This is a genomic window from Bradyrhizobium sp. (assembly GCF_016219575.1).
In the GTDB taxonomy this organism is placed as follows: Bacteria; Pseudomonadota; Alphaproteobacteria; order Rhizobiales; family Xanthobacteraceae; genus Bradyrhizobium.
Genome location: NZ_JACRMG010000012.1, coordinates 1 through 21,188 on the forward strand (window position 1 = coordinate 1; position 21,188 = coordinate 21,188).

A 21,188-nucleotide genomic window follows, 5' to 3' on the forward strand; every position below is an offset into this window, starting at 1 on the left:
TGGCCCCCGCCCCCTTCGGCAATAGCACTTCCATAAAGCTCGGTTGTCCGGTCTGCTTCACTGCCATCGCGATCTCCCAAGGCCACGTCTCAGAGAATCACAATCGCCGAATTACGCAACAGGCCCCTTGTGGGAGAGGGCAGCGACGCAGGCACGTCAAACGCATTTGGGTGAGGGGTCGTCTCCACAAACACTCTGCCCGTGGATAGCGACCTCTCATCCGGCTCGCATCTTCGATGCGAGCCACCTTCTCCCACAAGGGGAGAAGGTAACGAGAGCTCAAGCCAGCACGCGCCAGCGGAAGAAGGGTGAATCCGGCGGCGGCGAAAGCTGCGGTGTCCAGCCGGTGAGTTTTTCCAGCGCGTAGGTGTCCATCACCACGCCGCGCCAGCTGCGCTCGACGCGCTCGAGCGGCGTGCGTAGTGCGGTGGTCTCGTTCCACACCGGCGATCCGTTGTCGGGCTCGCGCGCAACATAGAGGCCGGTGTGGCCCTTGATCCAGTCCATGCCGGGATCGGCAAACCCCTGGAAACGACTGCGCTCGTTGATCTGGATCACCGGCACCTGACCGTTGAAATGCCAGCGCAGCATCGCATAGGTGCGATAGTCGGTGGTCGCGATCCAGCTCGCGCCGGTCTTCTTCAACTGATCCCGCGCACGTGCGACGACCTGCTCGTAGCCGGCCTCGCCGCCGACCGGATCGGTGCGGCCGATCAGGTTCCAGGGTGCCGCCACATAATAGAGGAACACCCCGACCACGAAGGGGATGCCGGCAATGATGGCGGTGCGGATCCAGCCAAAGGTGGACTTCACCATCCACTCCGGAAATCCTTCGCGCGACAGCATCGTGGCGTTGATCGCGGTGGCGGCAAAGCCGGCGGGCCACAGGAACATCGGCCAGGTGTCGCCGACGCGCAGCGTCAGCGATTTCCAGAAGAAATAGCCGAACGGCACGATCACGGCGGTGGAGAGCAGGATGGCGACCGGCTCGCGGTTGCGAAAGCCGCGCCATGCCGTCAGCGCCACGCCCGAGATCACCACGGGCAGCAGCACGAAGCCGACAAGGCCTAGCTGCAGGCCGAAGTACTCGCCGACGGTGCGCAACGACAGCGGATGGGTGGCGACCGCGCGCACGAACTGGAAGCGGAAGGAAGCCCAGTCGTGCTGGTAGTTCCAGACCAGGACCGGCGAGAAGAGGGCGAGCGCAATCAGCGCCGCCGTCCAGGGCCAAGGGCTGCGCAGCCAGCGCCAACGCCAGTCCGGCACCAGCATGAAGGCTGCCACCGCCGGCAGCAGCATGATGGCGGTGAACTTGGAGAGCAGCGCCAGCCCAGCGAACAGCCCGGCCGCGAGCCACCAGCGCGAGTCGCCGCTTTCGTTGAGCCGCACCAGCGACCACAGCATGGCGACCGCAAACGGGATCAGCGCGGTGTCCGGCGCGACCTTGGCCATCAACAGCCCGTAATACAGCGCGGCCTCCGGCATCAGCAGCGCGAACACGACGGCGCGGAAATCGCCGACGACGCGGCGGACGATGTCGGCGAGCAAAAGCTGGGTCACCAGCATCGCCACGATGCCGGCGAAGCGGACGCCAAGCGCGGTATCGCCGAAAATGGCGGTGCCGAAGCGGATGAACCAGGCGATCATGGGCGGATGATCGAGGAAAGAGAGCGCGCTCTCCTTCGACCAGGTCCAGTAATAGGCCTCGTCCGTGCGCAGATCGAGCACGCCGGCGTAGACGATCCGCATTGCCGTCATCGCCGCGATCAGCGCAACGACGGCAAGCCATGGCCACTGCGCGGCACGCTGCGCAAGGGTGCTCAAACGATCGGGCGGGGTTGTCGTCACGGCGCTTTCTCCTCGACTCCCCGGGGGGTGTCAAGGCGCCGGAGTTGTGAAGCAGGGCTTCAATTGCCGCGCAATAGACCCTAAGATTTGCCGCATGGACGGCACGGCGGCATCTTCATCGGAGCAGATCAGGACGTTGGCACGCGGCATCGGGCTGCGGCAGGTCCGCCTCGCCAGCGGCGTCATCCTGTTTGCCTATCTGGTCAGCCATTTCCTCAACCATGCGCTCGGCAATGTCTCGCTGGAAGCGATGGCGGACGGGGTGGGCTGGCACATCGCGTTCTGGCAATTCCTTCCGGTATCGGTTCTCTTCTACGCCGCCTGCATCGTGCACGCCTCGCTCGGCATCTGGGCGCTGTACGAGCGCCGGCAATTCCGCTGGAAGACGATGGAGCTGCTGCAGCTCGCGCTCGGCCTGACTATTCCGGTGCTGGTCATCACCCACGTGCTCGGCGTGAGGCTCGCCTACACGCTGTACGGCACCGAGATCCTCTACCCGCAGGTCCTGTTTGCCTATTTCGTCTCCTGGCCGGCATGGCGCATCTGGAGCATGGTTGCCGCGATCCTGGCTGCGTGGAGCCATGGCTGCATCGGCCTGCATATGTGGCTGCGGATGAAGCCGTTCTACACGCGCGCCGCGCCGTTGCTGTTTGCCGCAGCCGTGCTGCTGCCCGCGCTCGCCATGCTCGGCGTCTACCAGGGCGGGCGCGGCGTCGCCGACAATGACAGCGTCGAATGGCGGGCCGAAAACCTGTCGCGGGACAAGGTCGGCACCAAGCAGCAGCACGACACGATCGACCTCGCGGTCGAATATTCGCTGATCATCTATCTCGGCCTGATCGGGCTCGCGCTGCTGGCGCGGGGCGCGCGCGCCCTTCACGAGCGGCGCGGCGGCATGATCAGCCTCTCCTATGGTAACGGCCGCTCGGTGCGGGTGCCGAAGGGACTGACCGTGCTCGAAGCGAGCCTGCGCAACAGCGTGCCGCATGCTTCCGTCTGCGGCGGGAGGGCGCGCTGCTCGACCTGCCGCATCCGCATCATCGGCGATTGCAGCGCCCTGCCCGAGCCGTCGCAGCGCGAGGCGTTCGTGCTGCACCGGGTCGGCACCGACGATCCCTCGATCCGTCTGGCCTGCCAGCTGCGCCCGAACGCCGATCTCTCCTTCTTCCAGCTGTTCCTGCCGCACACGGTCTCCGCCGACGGGCACGACGGCAATCCGACGCGGATCGGCCAGGAGCGCTATCTCATCAGCATGTTCGTGGACATGCGGGGTTCGACCAAGATGGCGGAGAAACGCCTGCCGTTCGACACCGTGTTCATCGTCAACCGTTTCCTCGGCGCGGTGTCGCAAGCGGTGCTGGAAAGCGGCGGCCGGCCGAACCAGTTCGTCGGCGACGGCATGCTGGCGCTGTTCGGCCTGTCGGTCAGCCGGCGCGAGGCCTGCCGCCAGGCGCTGCGGGCCGCGGCTATGATCGCCGCCAATGTCGACGAGCTGAACAAGTTCCTCAGCCACGATTTGCGCGAGCCGATCCGTTTCGGCATCGGCATCCATGGTGGCGAGGTGATCGTCGGCGACATCGGCTATCGCGATCACATGGTGTTCACCGCGCTCGGCGATCCCGTCAACGTAGCCGCCCGGCTGCAGGACATGACCAAGGCGCTTTCCTGCGAGGTCGTCCTGTCCGACGAGGTGCGCGCCACTGCCGGCCTTGCAGCGGACGCCTTGCCGCAGCAGGAAATGACGATCCGCGGCCGCAACGAACCGATGATCGTGCGCTCGGTCACGGACGCGCGGACATTGTCGGCGCTGGTCGCCGATGTCGAGGTCGTCGCGGCCTGAATTAACCATGCGCGCCGCAGCATCTGAAGATTTCTTCAGCAAGCTGGGCAAAACGTAATGCGCGTTCCTCGAACCGCGTTCTCCGAGCCTGCGACCGATCAGCAAGGGGTGAATTGAAACCCGCGCTATCGCGCAAGCCAAAGGAGCAAGACATGTTTCGCAAAGTGACCCTCGCCCTCGTTGCCGCCGCCTCGCTGGGCGTGATGGCGCTCTCCCCGACCGCGGCTTCCGCCTCGCCGCTGATCTGGAATCCGAATCCGCACTTCCATCACCATCACTGGCATCCCGGCTTCGGCATCGGCTTCATCGACGCCGGCTATGCCGGCTGCTACCGGCAGCGCCTAGTGCTGACGCCGTTCGGCTACCGCCTGCGCACCGTCAACGTCTGCGTCTACTGATCGAAACGCAGCTTTTCGGTCCGAGAGCCCCCGGCCGCCCGCGCCGCCGGGGGACTGCTGCGGATTCGACAAAAGTTTGAACTTAAATTGCCGCAAATTCCGCGAAAAGTCCGGTTTGTGCGGCATAAGCGGGCAATTTTGGCGGAAAGCGCGACACCATTTGCGCTACCAAGCCGGCCACAACCCGCGTATTCTGTGCCTTGCGGACCGGCCGGTGAGTGCGGGGACTGGGGGTTCGCTTTATTTTGTCGATTCCGCGGAGACGACGTGAATGCCTAAAGGTACGGTCAAGTGGTTCAATCCAACCAAGGGGTATGGATTTATCCAGCCAGCAACGGGCGGCAAGGACATTTTTGTTCACATTTCGGCGGTTCAAAAAGCCGGATTGACGAGCCTCAACGAAGGTCAGACGGTGGAGTACGAAGAGGTGGCCAATCGCGGCAAAACCTCGGCTGAGAACCTCAAGGTCTAGCGTCTCCACGCGCCACGGCAAGCCTTTTGGCTTGCCGTCTTCGAGCCCTATTTCGAACCGAGCAAATGCGACCGGATGATTCCATCCGGCCGCCTAATCCTCCTTAACCCATTTGGCGACGGTCATGACGTCAGGCGGCTGCAGATAGCCGCGCGTCCAGGGATCGACGACCCATTCCACCTTGGTGGCGCGATCGACCAGCACTGCGGTGTTGTGCGGCGTCTGCAGCACCAGCGCGTTGCCGCGATACTTGGGATCGCCGACGGTGTGGAACTTCAACAGCCCCCATTCCCGAAGCACCAGCAACAGGCTCGTCGTGTTGCGGGTGGTGTCCCAGCAATCGTAATTGTGCGCATCGTCGCGGAAACGGAAATCCGCCTTCGCCACGCGCCTGTTGGTGCCGAGGATCGGGCCCATGCGGCGGTCGAACCAGACCACCGCCCTCTGCGCCGCCGCGCGCTCGGCGGCGGCGCTGGCGTGGCCGGCATTGAGAATCCCGGTCAGCGCCCCGCGGTCGCCTGCGGTGAACTGAAGGATATGGCGGCGGCGGCAGACGAAGCCGTAGCAGACGGTCATCGAGGTCGCCGAGGGCGGATAGATCGAGACGCTGGAATAGAGGTCGGCGACGGCCCGGCTCATCTGGATCGGTCCGGCGAGGCCAGGCGCAGCGGATGCGGCAGTGATGATCGCCAGCGCAGCCATCCGCATTGCCGGCTGCAGTCGGCACACGCGCTTCGATCGCATGGTGTCTCTCACGGCCCCGCACTGCCCCGTTGAGAACCCGCCGCAGAATTAGCGCAGCCGGCCGTTGCTGCCAACGCGGAACCCGCTCGCGCGGCAGATTTTCCAGCCCTGGAATCTTCCCGGCTGAAAACGCGCCGGCGTCACCGCCCGGGCTGCATCGCGCCCGGACCCGTCTGTCCCGGCTGCATCATCGACATCATGCCCATGTGAGGCGCCAGCAATTCATCGGCCGACTTCTTCTGGTCGTCGGACAGGGCGCCGATCAGATTGCCCAGCGCCGCCTTGATCGCTCTGGTTCCCTCGAGCCGTGCAGCCAGCCATTTCTCCTGCAGGGCAAAGCGGTCGACCAGGCTCGGCTGCGCCGCGCCGGCCATCCCGGACACGATCGAGGAGCGCACTTCGCCGAGGCTCCTGGCGTTGGCGCGCAGCGCATCGGCAAATGCATTCCACGCGGCATTTTGCGCGTCGGTGATCTTGAGCTCGGCCCGCAGGAACGCGATCCGGCCCTCGACATGATCGATGGTGGCCATGCCCATGCCGCCACCCGCTTGCTGCATCATTCCCATCTTCTGCATCATGTCCATCATGGGCATCTTGCCGCCCATGCTTTTCATCATGCCTCCGCCACCCTTCATGCCCTGCATACCGGATGAGCCGCCCATGCCGGACTGGCCCCCGGGCTGCGCCGGTTGCTGCGCGGCCGGCGCTTCCTTCTGGCCGTGGCTATGATCATGATCGGCCGTTTGCGCGAACGACGGGGAACTCGCCGTCGCGAGAAGCAACGCTGCCAATGCCAGACGCTTCATGGGAGTCTCCTCCATCAGGGACTCCACCACATTGCCGGTTTCACCCTGGAGGGGCTTGAGACAAATCAACCGGAAATCGGGACAGGGGGTCGCAAGGCATGCCCGGCCTGGTTCCCTCCGGCATCAGCATCGACACCTATCCCACCGGCAGCGGCGCGTCGCGCTTGACCTCTTCCATCACGGCGTAGGTGCGTGTTTCCTTGACGCCCGGCAGCGCCAGCAGGCGCTCACCGAGGAATTTCCGGTAGGCCGCCATGTCGGGGAGACGGACCTTCACCAGGTAATCGAAACCGCCGGCGACCATGTGACACTCCAGCACTTCGGGTGCGTTCTGCACGGCGCGGGCAAAGCGCTCGAACACATCGGGCGTGGTCTTGTCGAGCAGCACCTCGACGAACACGAGCAGACCGAGGCCGAGGCGGTGCGGATTGAGCCGCGCGCCATACCCCTCAATGAACCCGTCCCGTTGCAGCCGCTTCAGCCGCTCGCCGATCGAAGTCGGTGACAGGCCGATGCGCTCGGCCAGCTCGACATTGGCGATACGGCCATCCCCTTGAAGAATTGAGAGGATTTTGCGGTCAATCTTGTCGATATCTGTCATTCTTCCGGTAAAATGTCCAATCTACTTCATTTCCTAAGGAAGAATGACAAAATTGTCTATATAATTCCGGCAACGCCGGCGATATCTGGAGGCATCCGCCCGGGAAACGCCATGTCAACTGAACCATCACCGCTTCCGCCCTTCAGCGCGCCCTATGCGCCCGACGATGTTGCCATCGCTTCAGACCTGCTGGGCGCCGCGAAGCTGAGTGCAACACAGGAAGCGCGGATCGACGCGACGGCGCGGCGGCTGATCGGGGCGATCCGCGCCAATGACGATGCGCTCGGCGGTGTCGAGGACATGCTGCGCGAGTTCGCGCTGTCGACCAGGGAAGGTCTCGCGCTGATGGTGCTCGCCGAAGCGCTGCTGCGCGTACCGGATGCGCGCACGGCGGACCAGTTCATCGAGGACAAGCTGGCGCAGGGTGACTTCATCCACCACGAGACCAGGTCGAGCGCGTTCCTGGTCAATGCGTCGGCTTGGGCGCTCGGTGTCTCCGCACGGGTGATCCAGCCGGGGGAAACTCCGCAAGGCACACTCGGCCGCCTGACAAAGCGGCTCGGTGCGCCCGCGGTGCGCGCGGCGACGCGGCAGGCGATGCGACTGATGGGCAGCCATTTCGTGCTCGGCGAGACCATCGAGGCGGCGCTAGAACGGGCGCGGCCGCGCACTGCGCACCCGTCGCGTTACTCCTTCGACATGCTCGGCGAAGGCGCGCGCACGGCGGAAGACGCCGCGCGCTATTTCGACGCTTATGCAAGCGCGATCGAGGCGATCGGCCGCACGGCCGGCGCAAATCCCCTGCCCGCCCGGCCGGGCATCTCCGTGAAACTCTCAGCCCTGCATCCGCGTTTCGAGGCGGTGTCGCGGGCGCGCGTGATGAACGAACTGGTGCCGCGGCTGACCGACCTTGCCCGCCGCGCCCAGTCGTTCGATCTGAACTTCACCGTCGATGCCGAGGAAGCCGACCGGCTGGAACTGTCGCTCGACGTGATTGCGGCGGCGTTTGCCGATCCCACGCTTACCGGCTGGAACGGCTTCGGGCTCGCGATCCAAGCCTATCAGAAACGCGCCGGCGACGTGATCGATTACGTCAACGAAATCGTGCACCGGCGCGACCGGCGCATGATGCTGCGGCTGGTGAAGGGCGCCTATTGGGACACCGAGATCAAGCGCGCGCAGGAGCGCGGTCTCGACGGCTATCCCGTGTTCACCCGCAAGGCGATGACCGACCTGAACTACGTCGCCTGCGCGCAGAAACTGCTCGCCTTGCGGCCGCGCATCTTCCCGCAATTCGCCACCCACAATGCGCTGACGGTCGCGACCATCCTGGAGCTTGCTGGCGATGGCGGCGATTACGAGTTCCAGCGGCTGCATGGCATGGGTGAAGCGCTCTACGCGCAATTGAGCGAGGACGGTCCCGGGATTGCCTGCCGAACCTATGCGCCGGTCGGCAGCCATCGCGATCTCCTCGCCTATCTGGTGCGGCGGCTGCTGGAGAACGGCGCCAACTCGTCCTTCGTGGCGCAGGCATCGGATCAATCCGTGCCGGTCGAAACGCTGCTGCGCCGGCCGGCTGGCCTCATCGGCGCCGCGAACCGCGCCTGCCATGCCGACATCGCGCCGCCGGCCGATCTCTATCAGCCGTTGCGCAGGAATTCGCGCGGCATCGAATTCGGCGAGCGCGCGGCGCTGGGAAGGCTGATTGCCGATATTGCGGCGGAGCGTTCGCCGAACAGGACCGTTGCCACGGCGACACCGGCGCAGGCAGACGCGGCAGTTGTCGCCGCTCGTGCGGGATTTCAGAGCTGGAGCACGACCTCCGCCTCGCGGCGCGCGGAGATGCTGGAGCGCGCCGCCGATCTTCTCGAGCAACGCAATGCACGCTTCATCGCGCTGCTGCAATCCGAGGGCGGCAAGACGCTCGACGATTGCGTTTCCGAGGTTCGCGAGGCGATCGACTTCTGCCGCTACTACGCCGCGCAGGGGCGAAAGCTGTTCGGCCATAGCGAGCCAATGCCGGGCCCGACCGGAGAGAGCAACCTGCTGCGCCTGCGCGGCCGGGGTGTTTTCGCGGCGATCTCGCCCTGGAATTTTCCGCTGGCGATCTTTCTGGGCCAGGTGACGGCGGCGCTGATGGCGGGCAATGCCGTGGTGGCGAAGCCTGCGGAACAGACGCCGCTGATCGCGGCGGAAGCCGTGAAGCTGTTGCACGAAGCCGGCGTGCCGGATTCTGCGCTGCATCTGGTGCAGGGCGACGGCAGGATTGGTGCTGTGCTGGTGGCGCATCCGGCGATTGCCGGCGTCGTCTTCACCGGCTCGACCGAGGTCGCACGCGCCATCAACCGCACGCTCGCCGCCAAGGACGGGCCGATCGTGCCGCTGATCGCGGAGACCGGCGGCATCAATGCAATGATCGTCGACGCCACCGCACTGCCCGAGCAGGTCGCCGACGACGTCGTTACCTCGGCGTTCCGCTCTGCCGGCCAGCGCTGCTCGGCGCTGCGGCTGCTGTTCGTGCAGGACGACGTCGCCGACCGCACGATCGAGATGATCGCGGGCGCCGCGCGCGAGCTGAAGCTCGGCGACCCCGCCGATCCCGCAACTCATGTCGGGCCGGTGATCGATGCGGAGGCCAGGCAGAAGCTGGATGCGCACATCGCACGCATGAAGAAGGAGGCGCGCGTGCATTTTGCCGGCGAGGCGCCGGCGGGGAACTTCGTCGCGCCGCACATCTTCGAACTGACGGATGCGAACCAACTCACCGAAGAAGTGTTCGGCCCGATCCTGCATGTGGTGCGTTACCGCGCCGAGGCGCTGGAGGGTGTGCTGCAGTCGATCGAGCGCACCGGCTACGGACTGACGCTCGGCATTCATTCACGGATCGACGACAGCGTGGACGACATCGTCGCGCGGCTGCAGGTCGGCAACATCTATGTCAATCGCAACATGATCGGCGCCGTGGTCGGCGTGCAGCCGTTCGGCGGCTTCGGCCTGTCCGGAACCGGGCCCAAGGCCGGCGGGCCGCATTACCTGGCGCGGTTTGCCACCGAACAGACGGTGACCGTCAATACGGCCGCCGCCGGCGGCAATGCCGCCTTGCTCGCAGGCGGGGAATAACAGCCGATGCACCGCTTACGCATCGCCCCATGACTCCGCCGGGCGTTGCATCATCAGCCCAAGATGGTTCAAATGGCTTCCGGGACCAGTTCGGCTGCGGTGGTATTTCGCCGCCAACAAAAGCGAAAGCGCCAGGGGAGCGACGCCACCATGGAAGAAAAGGGCATTTTCGAGGGGCTGAAGGTGCTGGACTGCGCGAGTTTCATCGCAGCTCCTGCGGCCGCGACCGTGCTGTCGGATTTCGGCGCCGACGTCATCAAGATCGAGCCGCCCGGCGCGGGCGATCCCTATCGCAATCTTCCCAATCTGCCGGGCTATCCCCACAGCGAGCATAATTTTGCGTGGCTGCTGGAGGCGCGCAACAAGAAGAGCATCGCGCTCGACCTCAGCAGGCCCGAGGGTCAGGCGGTGCTGCACAAGCTCGCCGCCGAAGCCGACGTCTTCATCACCAACATGCCGCCGCAGGTGCGCCAGAAGCTCGGCATCACCTACGATCACCTGGCGCCGACCAACGAGCGGCTGATCTATGCTTCCTTCACCGGCTATGGCGAGAAGGGCGAGGAAGCCAACAAGCCGGGCTTCGACAGCAACGCCTATTGGGCGCGCTCCGGCCTGATGGACCTCGTGCGCGCCGACGAGCATACGACGCCAGCGCGCTCGGTCGCCGGCATGGGCGACCATCCCTGCGCCATGGCGTTCTATGGTGCGATCGTCACCGCGCTGTACAAGCGCGAGCGCACCGGCAAGGGCTCGCATGTCTCGTCCAACCTGATGGCCAACGGCGTGTGGGCGGCCTCCGTGCTGGCGCAGGCCAAGCTCGTCGGCGCAAAATTCCTGCCGCGGCGGACGCGCGAGAACGCGCTCAACGCGGTGACCAACCACTACCAGTGTCAGGACGGCCGCTGGCTGATCCTGTCGCTGCTCAACGAGGACCGGCAGTGGCCGACGCTCGCCAAGTGCCTCGGCCGCGAGGACCTCATCGGCGATCCGCGCTTTACCCACAAGAAGGACCGTCACGCCAATTCGCTGGAGCTGGTGAAGATCTTCGACGCGGTGTTCGCGACAAAGCCGCTCGCGGAATGGCGCAAGATTCTCGACGGCAACGGCCTGGTGTTCGGCGTGGTCGGCATCCTCGACGACATCCCCAACGACAAGCAGATGATCGAGAACGAGGTGCTGGTGCCGTTCGAGAACGACACCATGCTGACCATCAGCAGCCCGATCTGGGTCGACGGCAGCAAGAAGGTGCAGCCGCGCAAGCCGCCCGGGATCGGCGAGCACAGCGACGAGATCCTGCGCAACGCCGGCTATGACGAGGCTGCGATCAGGAAGCTCAGGGCTTCCGGTACCGTGGCCTGAGCGCATTGCCGCCTGAAGAATGACGCCGTCAGCGGTGCGTCCAGGCCCAGCCGAGGCCGACGACGATCGCGGCGATCACGAGGGCAAGGAAGATCGCCCAACCGCTGATGCGGACGGCGCTGATGGCCTTGCGGTGCACTTCGTTCTGCGCGATCTCGCGGTTGCGGGCCTTCTCCTCGAGGTCGGGAGTGCTCATCGGCTGGTTCCCTGCTGTCGTTGCCGGCCGCAGTCTAGCATCAAACCATGATGCCGACCGCAATGCAGCTAAGGCGCGATGAGATTGGGATGAATCGTCATCGCGCTTTAGGTTGTTGTTTGAGCATGATCTTTTCGGAAAACCGCTTCACACTTTTCCGGATCATGCTTTAGCGCGCCCCGACGAAGCACATGCCCATCCGCGCCGTGCCCGTGACCTGGCAGGCAAGCCCCTTTGCACAGGTCCAGCCACGGAAACTCGCGTCATTGGCGCTGTTGCCACGCATCAGCCGGTAACAATGCGCACCCCAGCCGTCGCTGTATTCGGTGCCGGCAAGCCCCGTCGTTCCGCGCAATTGCGGCCGGCTGGCAAAACCCCTGGAATAGTCCGGCAACTTGCCGTCCCGCAGCGCGGCAAGGATATCGCGGCGGCGGACCTGGTCGCCGAAGAAATGCGGCGAGGCCGGCACCACGGTCGTATTGGACGGCCTTGCCGCCATCCAGTCGACACCCGGAAAATGGAAGCCGCCGATGCCGCGGGTCTGGTGGCATCCGGCACAGGTGATGTCGTTGAGCCGCCGCTGGAAGCCGCCGAAGGAACGGATGTTCTGCAAGGGCCTTCCGTCGCTCGCGGCTTTCTTCAGCGCGGCGACAACATCGCCTTCGCTGAAGACGGCATTGCTTCCCTCACCTTCGCTGAGGCCGAACTCCGGCAGCAGGCTGGACGGCACGAACCCGACCGGTGTCGGCGCGATGGCGGCGCTGGCGAGGAATTTCTCAGGAATCAGAATGGTGCCGCGATCGAGCTCGGCGAAGTGGACGGGATCGAGCAGCCACGCCTTGAACTCGCGCGCCAGCGCTGGGTCCGCCAGAAGCCGCGCACGGTCGATCTGGTTCTCCATCGGCGCCTCCCTGAAGACGCGCGCCTGCGCATCGTGGCGGAACACCTTCAGGAGATAGTCGGTGCGGAAATCCCGTCTTGGCGATTTCGGAGCATGCGCGATCTGCAGATTGATTTCGATGCGGTCGATATTCTCCGGCATCACGAGGTCGAGCGGGCCATCCCTGGCCTGCAACTTCGCGGCGAGGTCGCGGCCGGTCTGGGGAAGGTCCGATGTCGCGAGCCAGCGCTGCGCGATGGCGGCGCAGGTGACCGGCCGGCCGTCGCGGTCCACCGCCGTTTCACCCTTGGCGCGGAGCACGATGTTGAGGGTCATCGGCAAGCGCGATGAGGTTTCGCCGCCTGCCGGGCCGGTTCGCGTGAGACGGTAGATCAGCCGGATTTCGCCGCAGCTCGACGGCGCAACGAAAGCGCGGTCCATGCGGTTGACGATACCGGCCAGCACGAAGCGCGTCTCGGCGGCGGAGAGCAGCGCGCGGTCGAACAGCTGGAAGGCAAAGGCCTCGCCGACGCCGATGCTTTCTCCGGGAAGTTCGGCGTTGTGGCGCGCGATATAGCGCTCGAACTCGGCATCGATGGCGGCCCTGACGGAAGCCATCGCGGGCATCGCGAAGAGCTGCGCATTGTCGAGCGGGGCATCGGCCGCGCGGGCCGGCTGCAGGATACGGCCGAGGCCGAACCTGCCGCGATCGAGGTCGCGCAAGGCCAGCGGGTCGGTGATGGCGGTTCCGCGCTCCAGCGGCTTGTCCGGCGCCGCGCGAAGCGGCAGGGCGCAGCACGGCAGGCAAAGCAGGACAACGATCAGCCGCAGCGGGAAAACCATGCCTCCACTAACACCGCGAGTTGGAAGCTATTCAAGCCAAAAGAACGTCATCGCCATGGCCGGGCTTCTCCCGGCCATCCACGTCTTTCTTGTCTCCAAAACGTGGATGCCCGGGACAAGCCCGGGCATGACGCATCTCCTGTGGAGTGGATCAGCGCGAGACGATCAGGCCCTTGCTGGTGACGACCACCCAGCGGCCGTCCTGCTTGCGGATGGCATCGACACGGCCGACGCCGGGAATGGAATCGCCGGTGAAAATCTCGAAGACGCCGCGGCGGCCCTCGATCAGCGCGCTGTCACGGCCGACATCGCGCAGCACCCAGCCTTCCACCGTCGGCAGCCTGGCGACCTCGGTCTTGGCGCTCGTGCCGGACGCGGGAGGCGGCGCGGCGGCGCCAGAAGCGGGCGGCGCAATCGATCCCGTGACATCCTTCGGCACGGTCGACACTGCTGGCGCGGCGGCCATTTGCGCCGGCGCCGCAGCTGCAGAGGTGGTAGCCGCGGCTTGCGCGGCGCGCAGCTTGCCAACCTCCTCGGAAAGCCTCGCGAGCCTGGTGGCGGGCTCGAGTTGCGCCTTCTCGACCTTCTCGATGCGGTCGCTGGTCTTGTTGAACTGGGTCACGCCGAGCCTGGCGGTCTGCTCGACGCTGGCCTTGAGCGCGAGGATGTCGGAATCGATGCGGGCAACCGCCGCTTCGAGCCCCACGTTGCGGGCGGAGGCAGTTTCGGTGGCGTTGCCCTGGCCGAGGCCGGAAGTGGCCAGCGCGCCGCCGATCGCACCTGCAATGGCAGCCAGCGCAACCACCGCCGCCATCGCCGAGACGCGGCGCCCGCGCGCTGCTTCGGTCGCCGGTTGGGAATCGCCGGTCCACATGCGCTCGCCCGGCGACATGATCAGAACCTTACCGGCGCGCGGTGCTTCCGCCTTTTCGGCCTTCACCCCGATCTCCGGCGCTGCGGCCTTGGGCGTTTCTTTCGGCGCTTCCACCTTTGGCGCGTCCGGCTTGGGAGAAGTCGGCTCCTGGTCGGGCGCAATGGTCGGGGACTCCACCAAGACCGGCTCAGGGCCGAGGCCGGTCGTGGCGTCGGATGCGGCACTCACAGAACCGGTTTCTGCACCGGTCGGCTGGGGCTGTTGTTCGCTCACGGTAAAAGTCTCCAGAATGAATTGACCATTTGGTAACTTTCAGTGGTTTCCAATTCCTTACCGGCCGGGGCCGTTACCGAAATTTAAGGAACTCATCCGGGGCGGATTTGGGCCGGCAAGATGGGGGGACGGTGGCAAAGCCGTGGGCCCGGCCTATGCTGCTCTGCGGCAAAGCTCGCAGCTGCGTCATTTGCGCGCTTCCGTTTCGGGACTAACATGCCGCCCCGGGAGCCCCCCAGCCAAACTCGCGAGGGCGGCATGGCGATCGAGAAATGCATCAACGAGTTTGACGTCGGTCACGTCATCTTCGAGGAGGGATCGACCGGGCGCGAACTTTACGTCGTGCTCGACGGCCAGGTCGAGATCGCCAAGGTGAACGGGCCGGACAAGACCGTGATCGTCGCCCTCGGCAAGGGCGAGTTCTTCGGCGAGATGGCGGTCATCGACGGCTCGTCGCGCTCGGCCACGGCGATTGCCGCCGCACCGAAAACGCGCGTGATGCGGATCAACCACGCCCGCTTCGTCTACCTCGTCAGCCAGCAACCTGCCTTTGCGCTGATGATCATGGATGCGCTGTCCAAGCGGCTGCGCGCCTCCAACGAGCGCACCTATCGGGCGGCAGCCAATTCATGAGCGACCGCAAGCCCTCACCGTTCAAGATACTGCTCGACAGCGAGGCCGCCACCCTGATCCAGGCGGCGGAAGACGTTTACCAGATCCGCTTCAAGAACCGCGCGGCGAATGCCTATCTGGTGCGCGGCAGCAAGCGGACCATCATGATCGACGTCGGGCTGTCGACCAACTATCCGCATCTGCTTACCTGCCTCAACCATGTCGGCGTCACGCCCGACAGGATAGACATGGTGGTGCTGAGCCACGAACATCTCGACCATATCGGCGCGGCCTGGCATTTCCATGGCCGCACCTATGTCGCCGCGCATCGCCTCGCCGCCAACAAGATCATGCTGCGCGACGATTTCTCGATGTTGCGAAAGATGTTCGCCGAGCCGAACGTGCCGATCAATATCGACATCTGGCTCGAGGAAGGCAATCTGATCGATCTCGGCAATTTCCGTCTCAACGTGATGTACACGCCGGGCCACACCTCCGCCTGCATCACGCTGTTCGAACCGGACAAAGGCCTGTTGTTTGCCTCCGACACGCTGATGCCCGGCGGCGTGATGGGTGGCGTGTTCGGCTCGGGCTCGATCGCCGACTACATCCAGTCGCTGCAGCGGATCAAGGGGCTGAACTCGAGGATCTTGCTCTCCGGCCATGGCAGGCTGTCCGACACGCCGCAGGAAGACGTGCGCATCGCGATCCAGCGCTCGCATGCGCTGCTGGAAGACACCGCGCAACTGTTCGATGCGCTGGACGCGCGGTCGAATTTCGATCCGATCATGCAATCGGTGCGCGACCTCAACAAGCTCGACGACTGATCCCCTCACCGTTTGACAAATGCGGCGGCGGCCTGTTCAAGGGCAGCCACAACAAGCCTGCGACAACAAACGGGGAGAGCGACAGCATGAAATTCTACGACTCGGTCGGACCGAATCCACGCATCGTCCGCATGTTCATGGCGGAAAAGGGCATCGAGATGCCCAAGCAGACCGTCGACCTGCGCAAGGGCGAAAACCGCGAGGCGGAACACCTCAAGCGCAATCCGCACGGGCAGATGCCGACACTGGAGCTCGATGACGGCAGCTATCTCTCCGAGATCACCGCAATCTGCGAATATCTGGAGGAGAAGAATCCGTCGCCGCCGATGATCGGCTCGACGCCGGAGGAGCGCGCCGAATGCCGGATGTGGACGCGCCGCGTCGATCTCAACATCTGCGAGATGCTTGGCAACGGCTTTCGCTATGGCGAGGGGCTGAAATTCTTCGAGAAGCGGATTCCGGTCGCGCCGGAAGCCTCGCCCGGCCTGAAGATGGTGGCGCAAGACCGCCTGAAATGGCTCGACGGCCAGATGGCGGACGGCCGCGAATATATCTGCGGCAAGCGCTTCACGCTGGCCGACATCCATCTCTATGGCTGGCTCGATTTCGGCGGCCAGGTCGGCCAGCCGCTCGACCGCTCCAACACGCACATCGCAGCCTGGTTCGACCGCATCGCGCAGCGGCCCTCGGCGAAGGCGTAATCCTTATGCAGTCGTTCCGGGATGGTCCGAAGGACCAGACCCGGAACCTCGAGATTCCGGGTTCGATGCTTCGCATCGCCCCGGAATGACCGGATCAATTCCGCTTCTTTCCCCTGGCAAACTGTTTCGTCAGATAATCCGCCAGCACCTCGACACGCGCGGGGCGCGGGCCGCCGGGCGGCGTCACCAGATGCACCGCGCCTTCCGGCTGCTTCCAGCCTTTCAGGATCACCTCGGCCTTGCCCGAACGAATGGCGTCGCCGACGATGAACTCCGGCAGGTCGGCGATGCCGAGGCCGGCAAGCAGCGCGGGCATCACGGCCTCGCCGTTGTTGACGCGCAATTGTCCGGCGGGACGCACGCTCGCCTGCTCGCCGGCCGCATTGGTGTAGTGCCAGACGCCGGGCGTCGATAGGTAGGCGTAACCGAAGCATTTGTGGTCGGCGAGGTGCATCGGATGCGTCGGCCGGCCGTGGCGCTTCAGATAGGACGGCGCCGCGACGGTGTAACGCGGCATGGCGCAGAGCCGCCGCGCGATCAGCGAGGAATCCGGCAGCCGCGCAATGCGCACACCGGCATCGAAGCCCTCGCCGATCAGATCGACGGTGGCATCGCCGAGATGAAGATCGATCGACACTTCCGGATACTGCGCCAGGAATTCCGGCAGCAGCGGCGCGACGGTCTTCACGCCGAAGGTCATGGGTACCGCGAGCCGCACCAGGCCGCGCGGCGTCGCCGATTGCGCCAGCGCCTCGTTTTCCGCCGCTTCGCCATCGGCGAGCAGGCGCGCCGCGCGCTCGGCGAGTTTTTGCCCGGCATCGGTCAGTGCCAGCCGGCGCGAAGTGCGGTTGAACAGGCGCGCGCCGAGCCGCTCCTCCAGCCGGCTCACCGCCTTCGACACGGTCGCCTTGGACAGCGCCAGCTCGCCGGAGGCCGCAGCAAAGGAGCGCAATTCCACGACTTTGGCGAAGATCGCCAGCGCCTCGAAGTCCGGCAGCCTTGCCATGCCAATGCCCTCGATTTTGGAAACAATGTGTTTCGATAGTTTCTATTTATATATCACGGAAGAGAACATATCCAACAACCATCAAACTCCACATGCCCAGGAGAACAATCCGATGATCCAACTGAGACCCTTTGCAAAGCTCGGCGGCGCCGATCATGGCTGGCTGAAGGCCAAGCATCACTTCTCGTTCGCGAGCTACTTCGACCCCGCCAATATGGGTCACGGCTCCTTGCGGGTCTGGAACGACGACGAGATCGCGCCGAACACCGGCTTTCCCGCGCATCCCCATGCCAACATGGAAATCATCACCTATGTGCGCGAGGGCGCGATCACCCACCAGGACAGCCTTGGCAACAAGGGGCGCACCGAGGCGGGCGACGTGCAGGTGATGAGCGCCGGCAGCGGCATCCGCCATTCGGAGTACAATCTGGAGCCGGGCAAGACGACGATCTTCCAGATCTGGATCGAGCCCAGCACGCATGGCGGCCAGCCGACCTGGGGCGCCAAGCCATTCCCGAAGGCGAACCGCTCCGGCAAGCTCGTGACCATCGCGAGCGGCTTTGCCGGCGACAAGGACGCGCTTCCGATCCGGGCCGACGCGCGGGTGCTCGCCACCACGCTGAAGGCCGGCGAGAGCGCCGAGTATGCGCCGGAGAAGTCACGCCATCTTTATCTGGTGCCGGCCGTCGGCGCCGTCGAGGTGAACGGCGTGCGGGTCAACGCCCGCGATGGCGCGGCGATCAGCGACGAGGCGAGGCTGCAGATCACCGCGCTGGAAGATTCCGAGCTGGTGCTGGTCGACGCGGCCTGAGCGTTGCACGGCAAATGCAACAGGGGCGGCATTCCCAAACGAGAATGCCGCCCCAACTGACGTCGGCGCACACGTTGTTCGCAACGGCTATGCAGCCTGAAGCAGCGCCCGTTCCTTGAGCCGGTCGTGGGCGATCTGGATCGGATCGCGAATGTCGACGAGGCGGGACGTTGCCAGGCGGATCAAGCCCCGCAACTCGTCAAAGCCTCCTTCATAGGAATGAATCGGAGCGAGCGGCGACATGATGCGATGCTCGCCATATCGCTGCAGATATTCGCCGACATTGTCCCAGCGGACCATCCCGCCGGAATAGAGATAGGATTCGACCGCCAAGCCTTCAGCGTAGATCACCTCGTGCGTATCGAGCTCAACGTGGAAGTATTCGAGCGTATCCGAGGCCAGCGCCGCCTCGTCGAACCGGATCGACCTTCCGTTGACGAGATGCCTGACAGGGATCAGCACGCCATCGATGAACAGCGAATGATCCTGCGAGACGAGAACGTCACGATGCGGCGTACAATCGTCGATGGCGAAGCGGGACACGCGAACGGGCAACACGCGGGGATGCCAGGCTGCGGCAGGATTCCGCTTGAGGGTCTGGCAGCCGATCCACTTGACCGGCCTCGGACCGTTTGCCGTGATGACTTCAGCGCCGACGGCAAGACGCTCGACGGCTACCTCTCCGCGGGTCGTCATGATCTGCGTTCCACGCGTGAAGCAGCGCACGCCCGAAGAACCCGAACCGTACCCGGACGCCGATCCATAGCTTCCGGATCCATATCCGGAGCCTGATCCAGAACCGGCAGACCCCGTCCCGTATCCCGAGCCCGAGCCGACAGAACCCGATCCAGAACCGGCAGAGCCGGCCCCATATCCCGAGCCCAAGCCAGCAGAGCCCGATCCGGTCCCGGAGCCCGACCCGTATTTGCCGGAGCCGGAGCCCGAGCCGTTCGCCGATCCCGACCCGGAGCCGGCGGAACCTGATCCGCTCGCAGATCCCGATCCCTGGCCGGGAGCCCCCGACCCGCTCCCCGAGCCCGATCGGTGCCCGGAGCCTCTCGCCTGCCCTGCACCGGAGCCGGATCCAGACCCTTGTCCTGATCCGGCACCGCGCCCGTGCCCGATGTCTCCGAACTCACGCTGCCGGTGTGAGTGATAAGGCCAGTGATGCCGCTCATGGATGCCGGCTGCCCCATCCCGGGTACCGAGCAGCGACAGTGCGGAAGATCCCACTGATATCATCGAGAGCTTTCTCGCCGCAGCTGCAGCGATGCCGATGAAGTGCCGGCGGGAAGGGCTCGAGGGTGGAACTGCACTCATGAGCTAATCTCCGTTTGTGGCAGCGTAACCAATCCGTAACCACAAGAAAACGCACAATGGGCGACATGGTTAATGCATGCGTTTCGTTTTGGGACACCTATACCGGCGCCTTCAGCGCCGGCTGCCGAAGCGCGGGATTTGTCAAAACGCGATCGCCGCAATCACCGCTCCCGTGTTGCTTAACGCTTTCCATTAACGGCTTCGAATCAAAGAAGTCCACGCTTGCCGACGACGAATTGTCACCATGATTGAAACATGATTTGGTTCCGCGATACTGGCGATGCACTACGAAGAAATTTGAAGGCTAAGGCGCGGACATCGTGCACGGCAAGATTCTGCTACTGTCACAGCGCCGGATTTCCGATCTGGTCGCATTTTGCCTCGCCTACGAGTTCGAGGACACCTTTCAGGCCGTTACCGATGCCGAGCGGATAGACGCGACCGATTTCGCCTCCCTCGAGTTCTCCCGCCGGGCCTACAAGCTGATACGCCTCGCAACCGGATCGCCGCGCCTGGCTGCAGGCCTTGCGCCTCCTCCGCGGGGTAAGGCCACCCTGACCGGCGAATTCGAGCTGTTCTTCCCGGTCTTCAGCAATGCCTTCGAGCTGTATTCGCTGGCGACGATTCCGGACTGGCGTCGGCGCTGCCGCAAGGCGGCCTGCTTCATCACCGAAGTGTGGACCGACCAACTGCCGGAATATCTGCTCGAGCTGTTGTCGGAATTCGACCACGTCTTCACCGGACTGCAGCACTGCGTCGACGACGTGGCGCGTATTACCGGTCGCCCTTGCAGTTACCTCCCGCTCGCAACCGACGTCCTGCGCTTCGCGCCGGCGACGCCCGACCAGCCGCGGCCGATCGACGTCTGCAACATCGGCCGCCGCTCGCAGGTTACGCACCGCGCGTTGCTGGCGGCACTGCAACACAGGTTCTATTACTACGACACGGTGGCCGCGAGCGGCACCGACCTGAAGCAGCGGACGTTCCGCGTCGACAACGCGCAGGAGCATCGCCTGATGCTGGCGACGATCCTCAAGCATAGCCGCTACTTCATCGCCAATCGCAGCCACGTCAACAATCCCGAATTCACGGCCGGGCGCGACGAGAGCTCCGCCCGCTTCTACGAGGGTATCGCGGCCGGCACGGTCATGATCGGCGAGGCGCCGCGCACCGCGGAATTCAAACGGCAGTTCGACTGGCCGGATGCTGTGATTCACTTGCCGTTCGATTCGCCCGACGTCGGCAGCATCCTGGCGGAGTTGAACAGCAACCCGGGACGGCTGGCGACGGTCCAGGACAGGAATGTGAGGGAAGCCGCGCTCCGGCACGACTGGCTGTATCGCATCAGGACCGTGTTCGAGGTCCTCGGCCTGTCACCGACCGAAAAGATGCAGGCACGCGCCGATCAGCTTGCGCAGATCGCTCGCTAAAGCCGGCGCAAGACCGACCCACCCCTGAACCCTGCCGTGAGTTCGAACTGAGGCGAGGCCCGCTGCGGGGGTATCCAAATGGTTAACGAATTGCCGAAACATATGGTTAATGAATTCATGAGACCGTGGCGGCACGGACAGCCGGCTCACTTCATCTGACATCGACTTCCGAGGTTCAGCCTCACGGTGGAGTGCTCCGGATGCCCGACGAGTTCATGGCGCGAAGT

General features: G+C 64.7%; 19 protein-coding genes. 10 read left to right on the forward strand and 9 right to left on the reverse strand.

Annotated features, from left to right (window positions below; translation table 11 throughout):
* Positions 1 to 279 precede the first annotated feature (279 nt).
* The gene (locus HZB49_RS12205; protein WP_291611781.1) at positions 280 to 1,758 is read right to left on the reverse strand and encodes a glycosyltransferase family 39 protein; all 1,479 of its coding nucleotides are present in this window, start codon (positions 1,756 to 1,758) and stop codon (positions 280 to 282) included.
* 184 nt (positions 1,759 to 1,942) lie between these two features.
* Here HZB49_RS12205 and HZB49_RS12210 point away from each other — a divergent pair, with 184 nt between their 5' ends.
* From HZB49_RS12210 to HZB49_RS12220, 3 genes are all read left to right on the forward strand, one after another.
* The gene (locus tag HZB49_RS12210; RefSeq protein ID WP_291611586.1) at positions 1,943 to 3,688 is read left to right on the forward strand and encodes an adenylate/guanylate cyclase domain-containing protein; all 1,746 of its coding nucleotides are present in this window, start codon (positions 1,943 to 1,945) and stop codon (positions 3,686 to 3,688) included.
* Between the two features lie 152 nt (positions 3,689 to 3,840).
* Complete coding sequence (locus HZB49_RS12215) at positions 3,841 to 4,086, forward strand: hypothetical protein (RefSeq protein ID WP_291611588.1); 246 nt, start codon at positions 3,841 to 3,843, stop codon at positions 4,084 to 4,086.
* 271 nt (positions 4,087 to 4,357) lie between these two features.
* Positions 4,358 to 4,558, forward strand: coding sequence for a cold-shock protein (locus HZB49_RS12220; protein WP_291611590.1), 201 nt, complete (start codon positions 4,358 to 4,360; stop codon positions 4,556 to 4,558).
* A gap of 93 nt (positions 4,559 to 4,651) precedes the next feature.
* Here HZB49_RS12220 and HZB49_RS12225 read toward each other — a convergent pair whose 3' ends face one another.
* The 3 genes from HZB49_RS12225 to HZB49_RS12235 all read right to left on the reverse strand — a co-directional run bounded on the left by HZB49_RS12225 (position 4,652) and on the right by HZB49_RS12235 (position 6,709).
* Positions 4,652 to 5,302, reverse strand: coding sequence for a hypothetical protein (locus HZB49_RS12225; protein WP_291611592.1), 651 nt, complete (start codon positions 5,300 to 5,302; stop codon positions 4,652 to 4,654).
* Positions 5,303 to 5,442: 140 nt separating this feature from the next.
* A complete protein-coding gene (locus HZB49_RS12230) occupies positions 5,443 to 6,108 on the reverse strand; it encodes a Spy/CpxP family protein refolding chaperone (protein ID WP_291611594.1) in 666 nt (221 codons plus the stop codon).
* Between the two features lie 136 nt (positions 6,109 to 6,244).
* Positions 6,245 to 6,709 carry an Lrp/AsnC ligand binding domain-containing protein gene (locus HZB49_RS12235; RefSeq protein WP_291611596.1) on the reverse strand — a complete coding sequence of 155 codons (465 nt, stop codon included), beginning with the start codon at positions 6,707 to 6,709 and terminating at the stop codon, positions 6,245 to 6,247.
* A 111-nt stretch (positions 6,710 to 6,820) separates the two neighbouring features.
* Here HZB49_RS12235 and putA point away from each other — a divergent pair, with 111 nt between their 5' ends.
* Positions 6,821 to 9,829, forward strand: a complete 3,009-nt coding sequence (gene putA / locus HZB49_RS12240) for a bifunctional proline dehydrogenase/L-glutamate gamma-semialdehyde dehydrogenase PutA (protein ID WP_291611598.1) — start codon at positions 6,821 to 6,823, stop codon at positions 9,827 to 9,829.
* A gap of 150 nt (positions 9,830 to 9,979) precedes the next feature.
* Entirely contained in the window at positions 9,980 to 11,188 is a 1,209-nt protein-coding gene (locus HZB49_RS12245) for a CoA transferase (RefSeq protein WP_291611600.1), read from the forward strand.
* 28 nt (positions 11,189 to 11,216) lie between these two features.
* Here HZB49_RS12245 and HZB49_RS12250 read toward each other — a convergent pair whose 3' ends face one another.
* The 3 genes from HZB49_RS12250 to HZB49_RS12260 form a co-directional block, all read right to left on the reverse strand.
* Positions 11,217 to 11,384, reverse strand: a complete 168-nt coding sequence (locus HZB49_RS12250; RefSeq protein ID WP_291611601.1) for a hypothetical protein — start codon at positions 11,382 to 11,384, stop codon at positions 11,217 to 11,219.
* 169 nt (positions 11,385 to 11,553) lie between these two features.
* A complete protein-coding gene (locus HZB49_RS12255; protein ID WP_291611603.1) occupies positions 11,554 to 13,107 on the reverse strand; it encodes a hypothetical protein in 1,554 nt (517 codons plus the stop codon).
* A 151-nt stretch (positions 13,108 to 13,258) separates the two neighbouring features.
* Complete coding sequence (locus tag HZB49_RS12260) at positions 13,259 to 14,254, reverse strand: hypothetical protein (RefSeq protein WP_291611605.1); 996 nt, start codon at positions 14,252 to 14,254, stop codon at positions 13,259 to 13,261.
* Between the two features lie 258 nt (positions 14,255 to 14,512).
* Between HZB49_RS12260 and HZB49_RS12265 the strand changes: the two genes are divergently transcribed.
* The 3 genes from HZB49_RS12265 to HZB49_RS12275 all read left to right on the forward strand — a co-directional run bounded on the left by HZB49_RS12265 (position 14,513) and on the right by HZB49_RS12275 (position 16,394).
* Positions 14,513 to 14,887, forward strand: coding sequence for a cyclic nucleotide-binding domain-containing protein (locus tag HZB49_RS12265; protein WP_291611607.1), 375 nt, complete (start codon positions 14,513 to 14,515; stop codon positions 14,885 to 14,887).
* Positions 14,884 to 15,693 carry an MBL fold metallo-hydrolase gene (locus tag HZB49_RS12270; protein WP_291611609.1) on the forward strand — a complete coding sequence of 270 codons (810 nt, stop codon included), beginning with the start codon at positions 14,884 to 14,886 and terminating at the stop codon, positions 15,691 to 15,693. The genes HZB49_RS12265 and HZB49_RS12270 overlap by 4 nt, the downstream gene beginning before the upstream one ends.
* A gap of 86 nt (positions 15,694 to 15,779) precedes the next feature.
* On the forward strand, positions 15,780 to 16,394 hold the full coding sequence (locus HZB49_RS12275) for a glutathione S-transferase family protein (RefSeq protein ID WP_291611611.1): 615 nt from the start codon (positions 15,780 to 15,782) through the stop codon (positions 16,392 to 16,394).
* A 94-nt stretch (positions 16,395 to 16,488) separates the two neighbouring features.
* On the opposite strand, the gene HZB49_RS12280 is transcribed toward HZB49_RS12275, so the two are convergent.
* A complete protein-coding gene (locus tag HZB49_RS12280; RefSeq protein ID WP_291611612.1) occupies positions 16,489 to 17,400 on the reverse strand; it encodes a LysR family transcriptional regulator in 912 nt (303 codons plus the stop codon).
* 112 nt (positions 17,401 to 17,512) lie between these two features.
* On the opposite strand from HZB49_RS12280, the gene HZB49_RS12285 reads away from it, so the two are divergent.
* Entirely contained in the window at positions 17,513 to 18,211 is a 699-nt protein-coding gene (locus HZB49_RS12285; RefSeq protein WP_291611614.1) for a pirin family protein, read from the forward strand.
* 87 nt (positions 18,212 to 18,298) lie between these two features.
* Here HZB49_RS12285 and HZB49_RS12290 read toward each other — a convergent pair whose 3' ends face one another.
* Positions 18,299 to 19,531 (reverse strand): Hint domain-containing protein, encoded by a 1,233-nt coding sequence (locus HZB49_RS12290; RefSeq protein ID WP_365857625.1) that lies wholly within the window; start codon positions 19,529 to 19,531, stop codon positions 18,299 to 18,301.
* A 320-nt stretch (positions 19,532 to 19,851) separates the two neighbouring features.
* Between HZB49_RS12290 and HZB49_RS12295 the strand changes: the two genes are divergently transcribed.
* Complete coding sequence (locus HZB49_RS12295) at positions 19,852 to 20,961, forward strand: glycosyltransferase (RefSeq protein WP_291611616.1); 1,110 nt, start codon at positions 19,852 to 19,854, stop codon at positions 20,959 to 20,961.
* Positions 20,962 to 21,188: the final 227 nt, after the last annotated feature.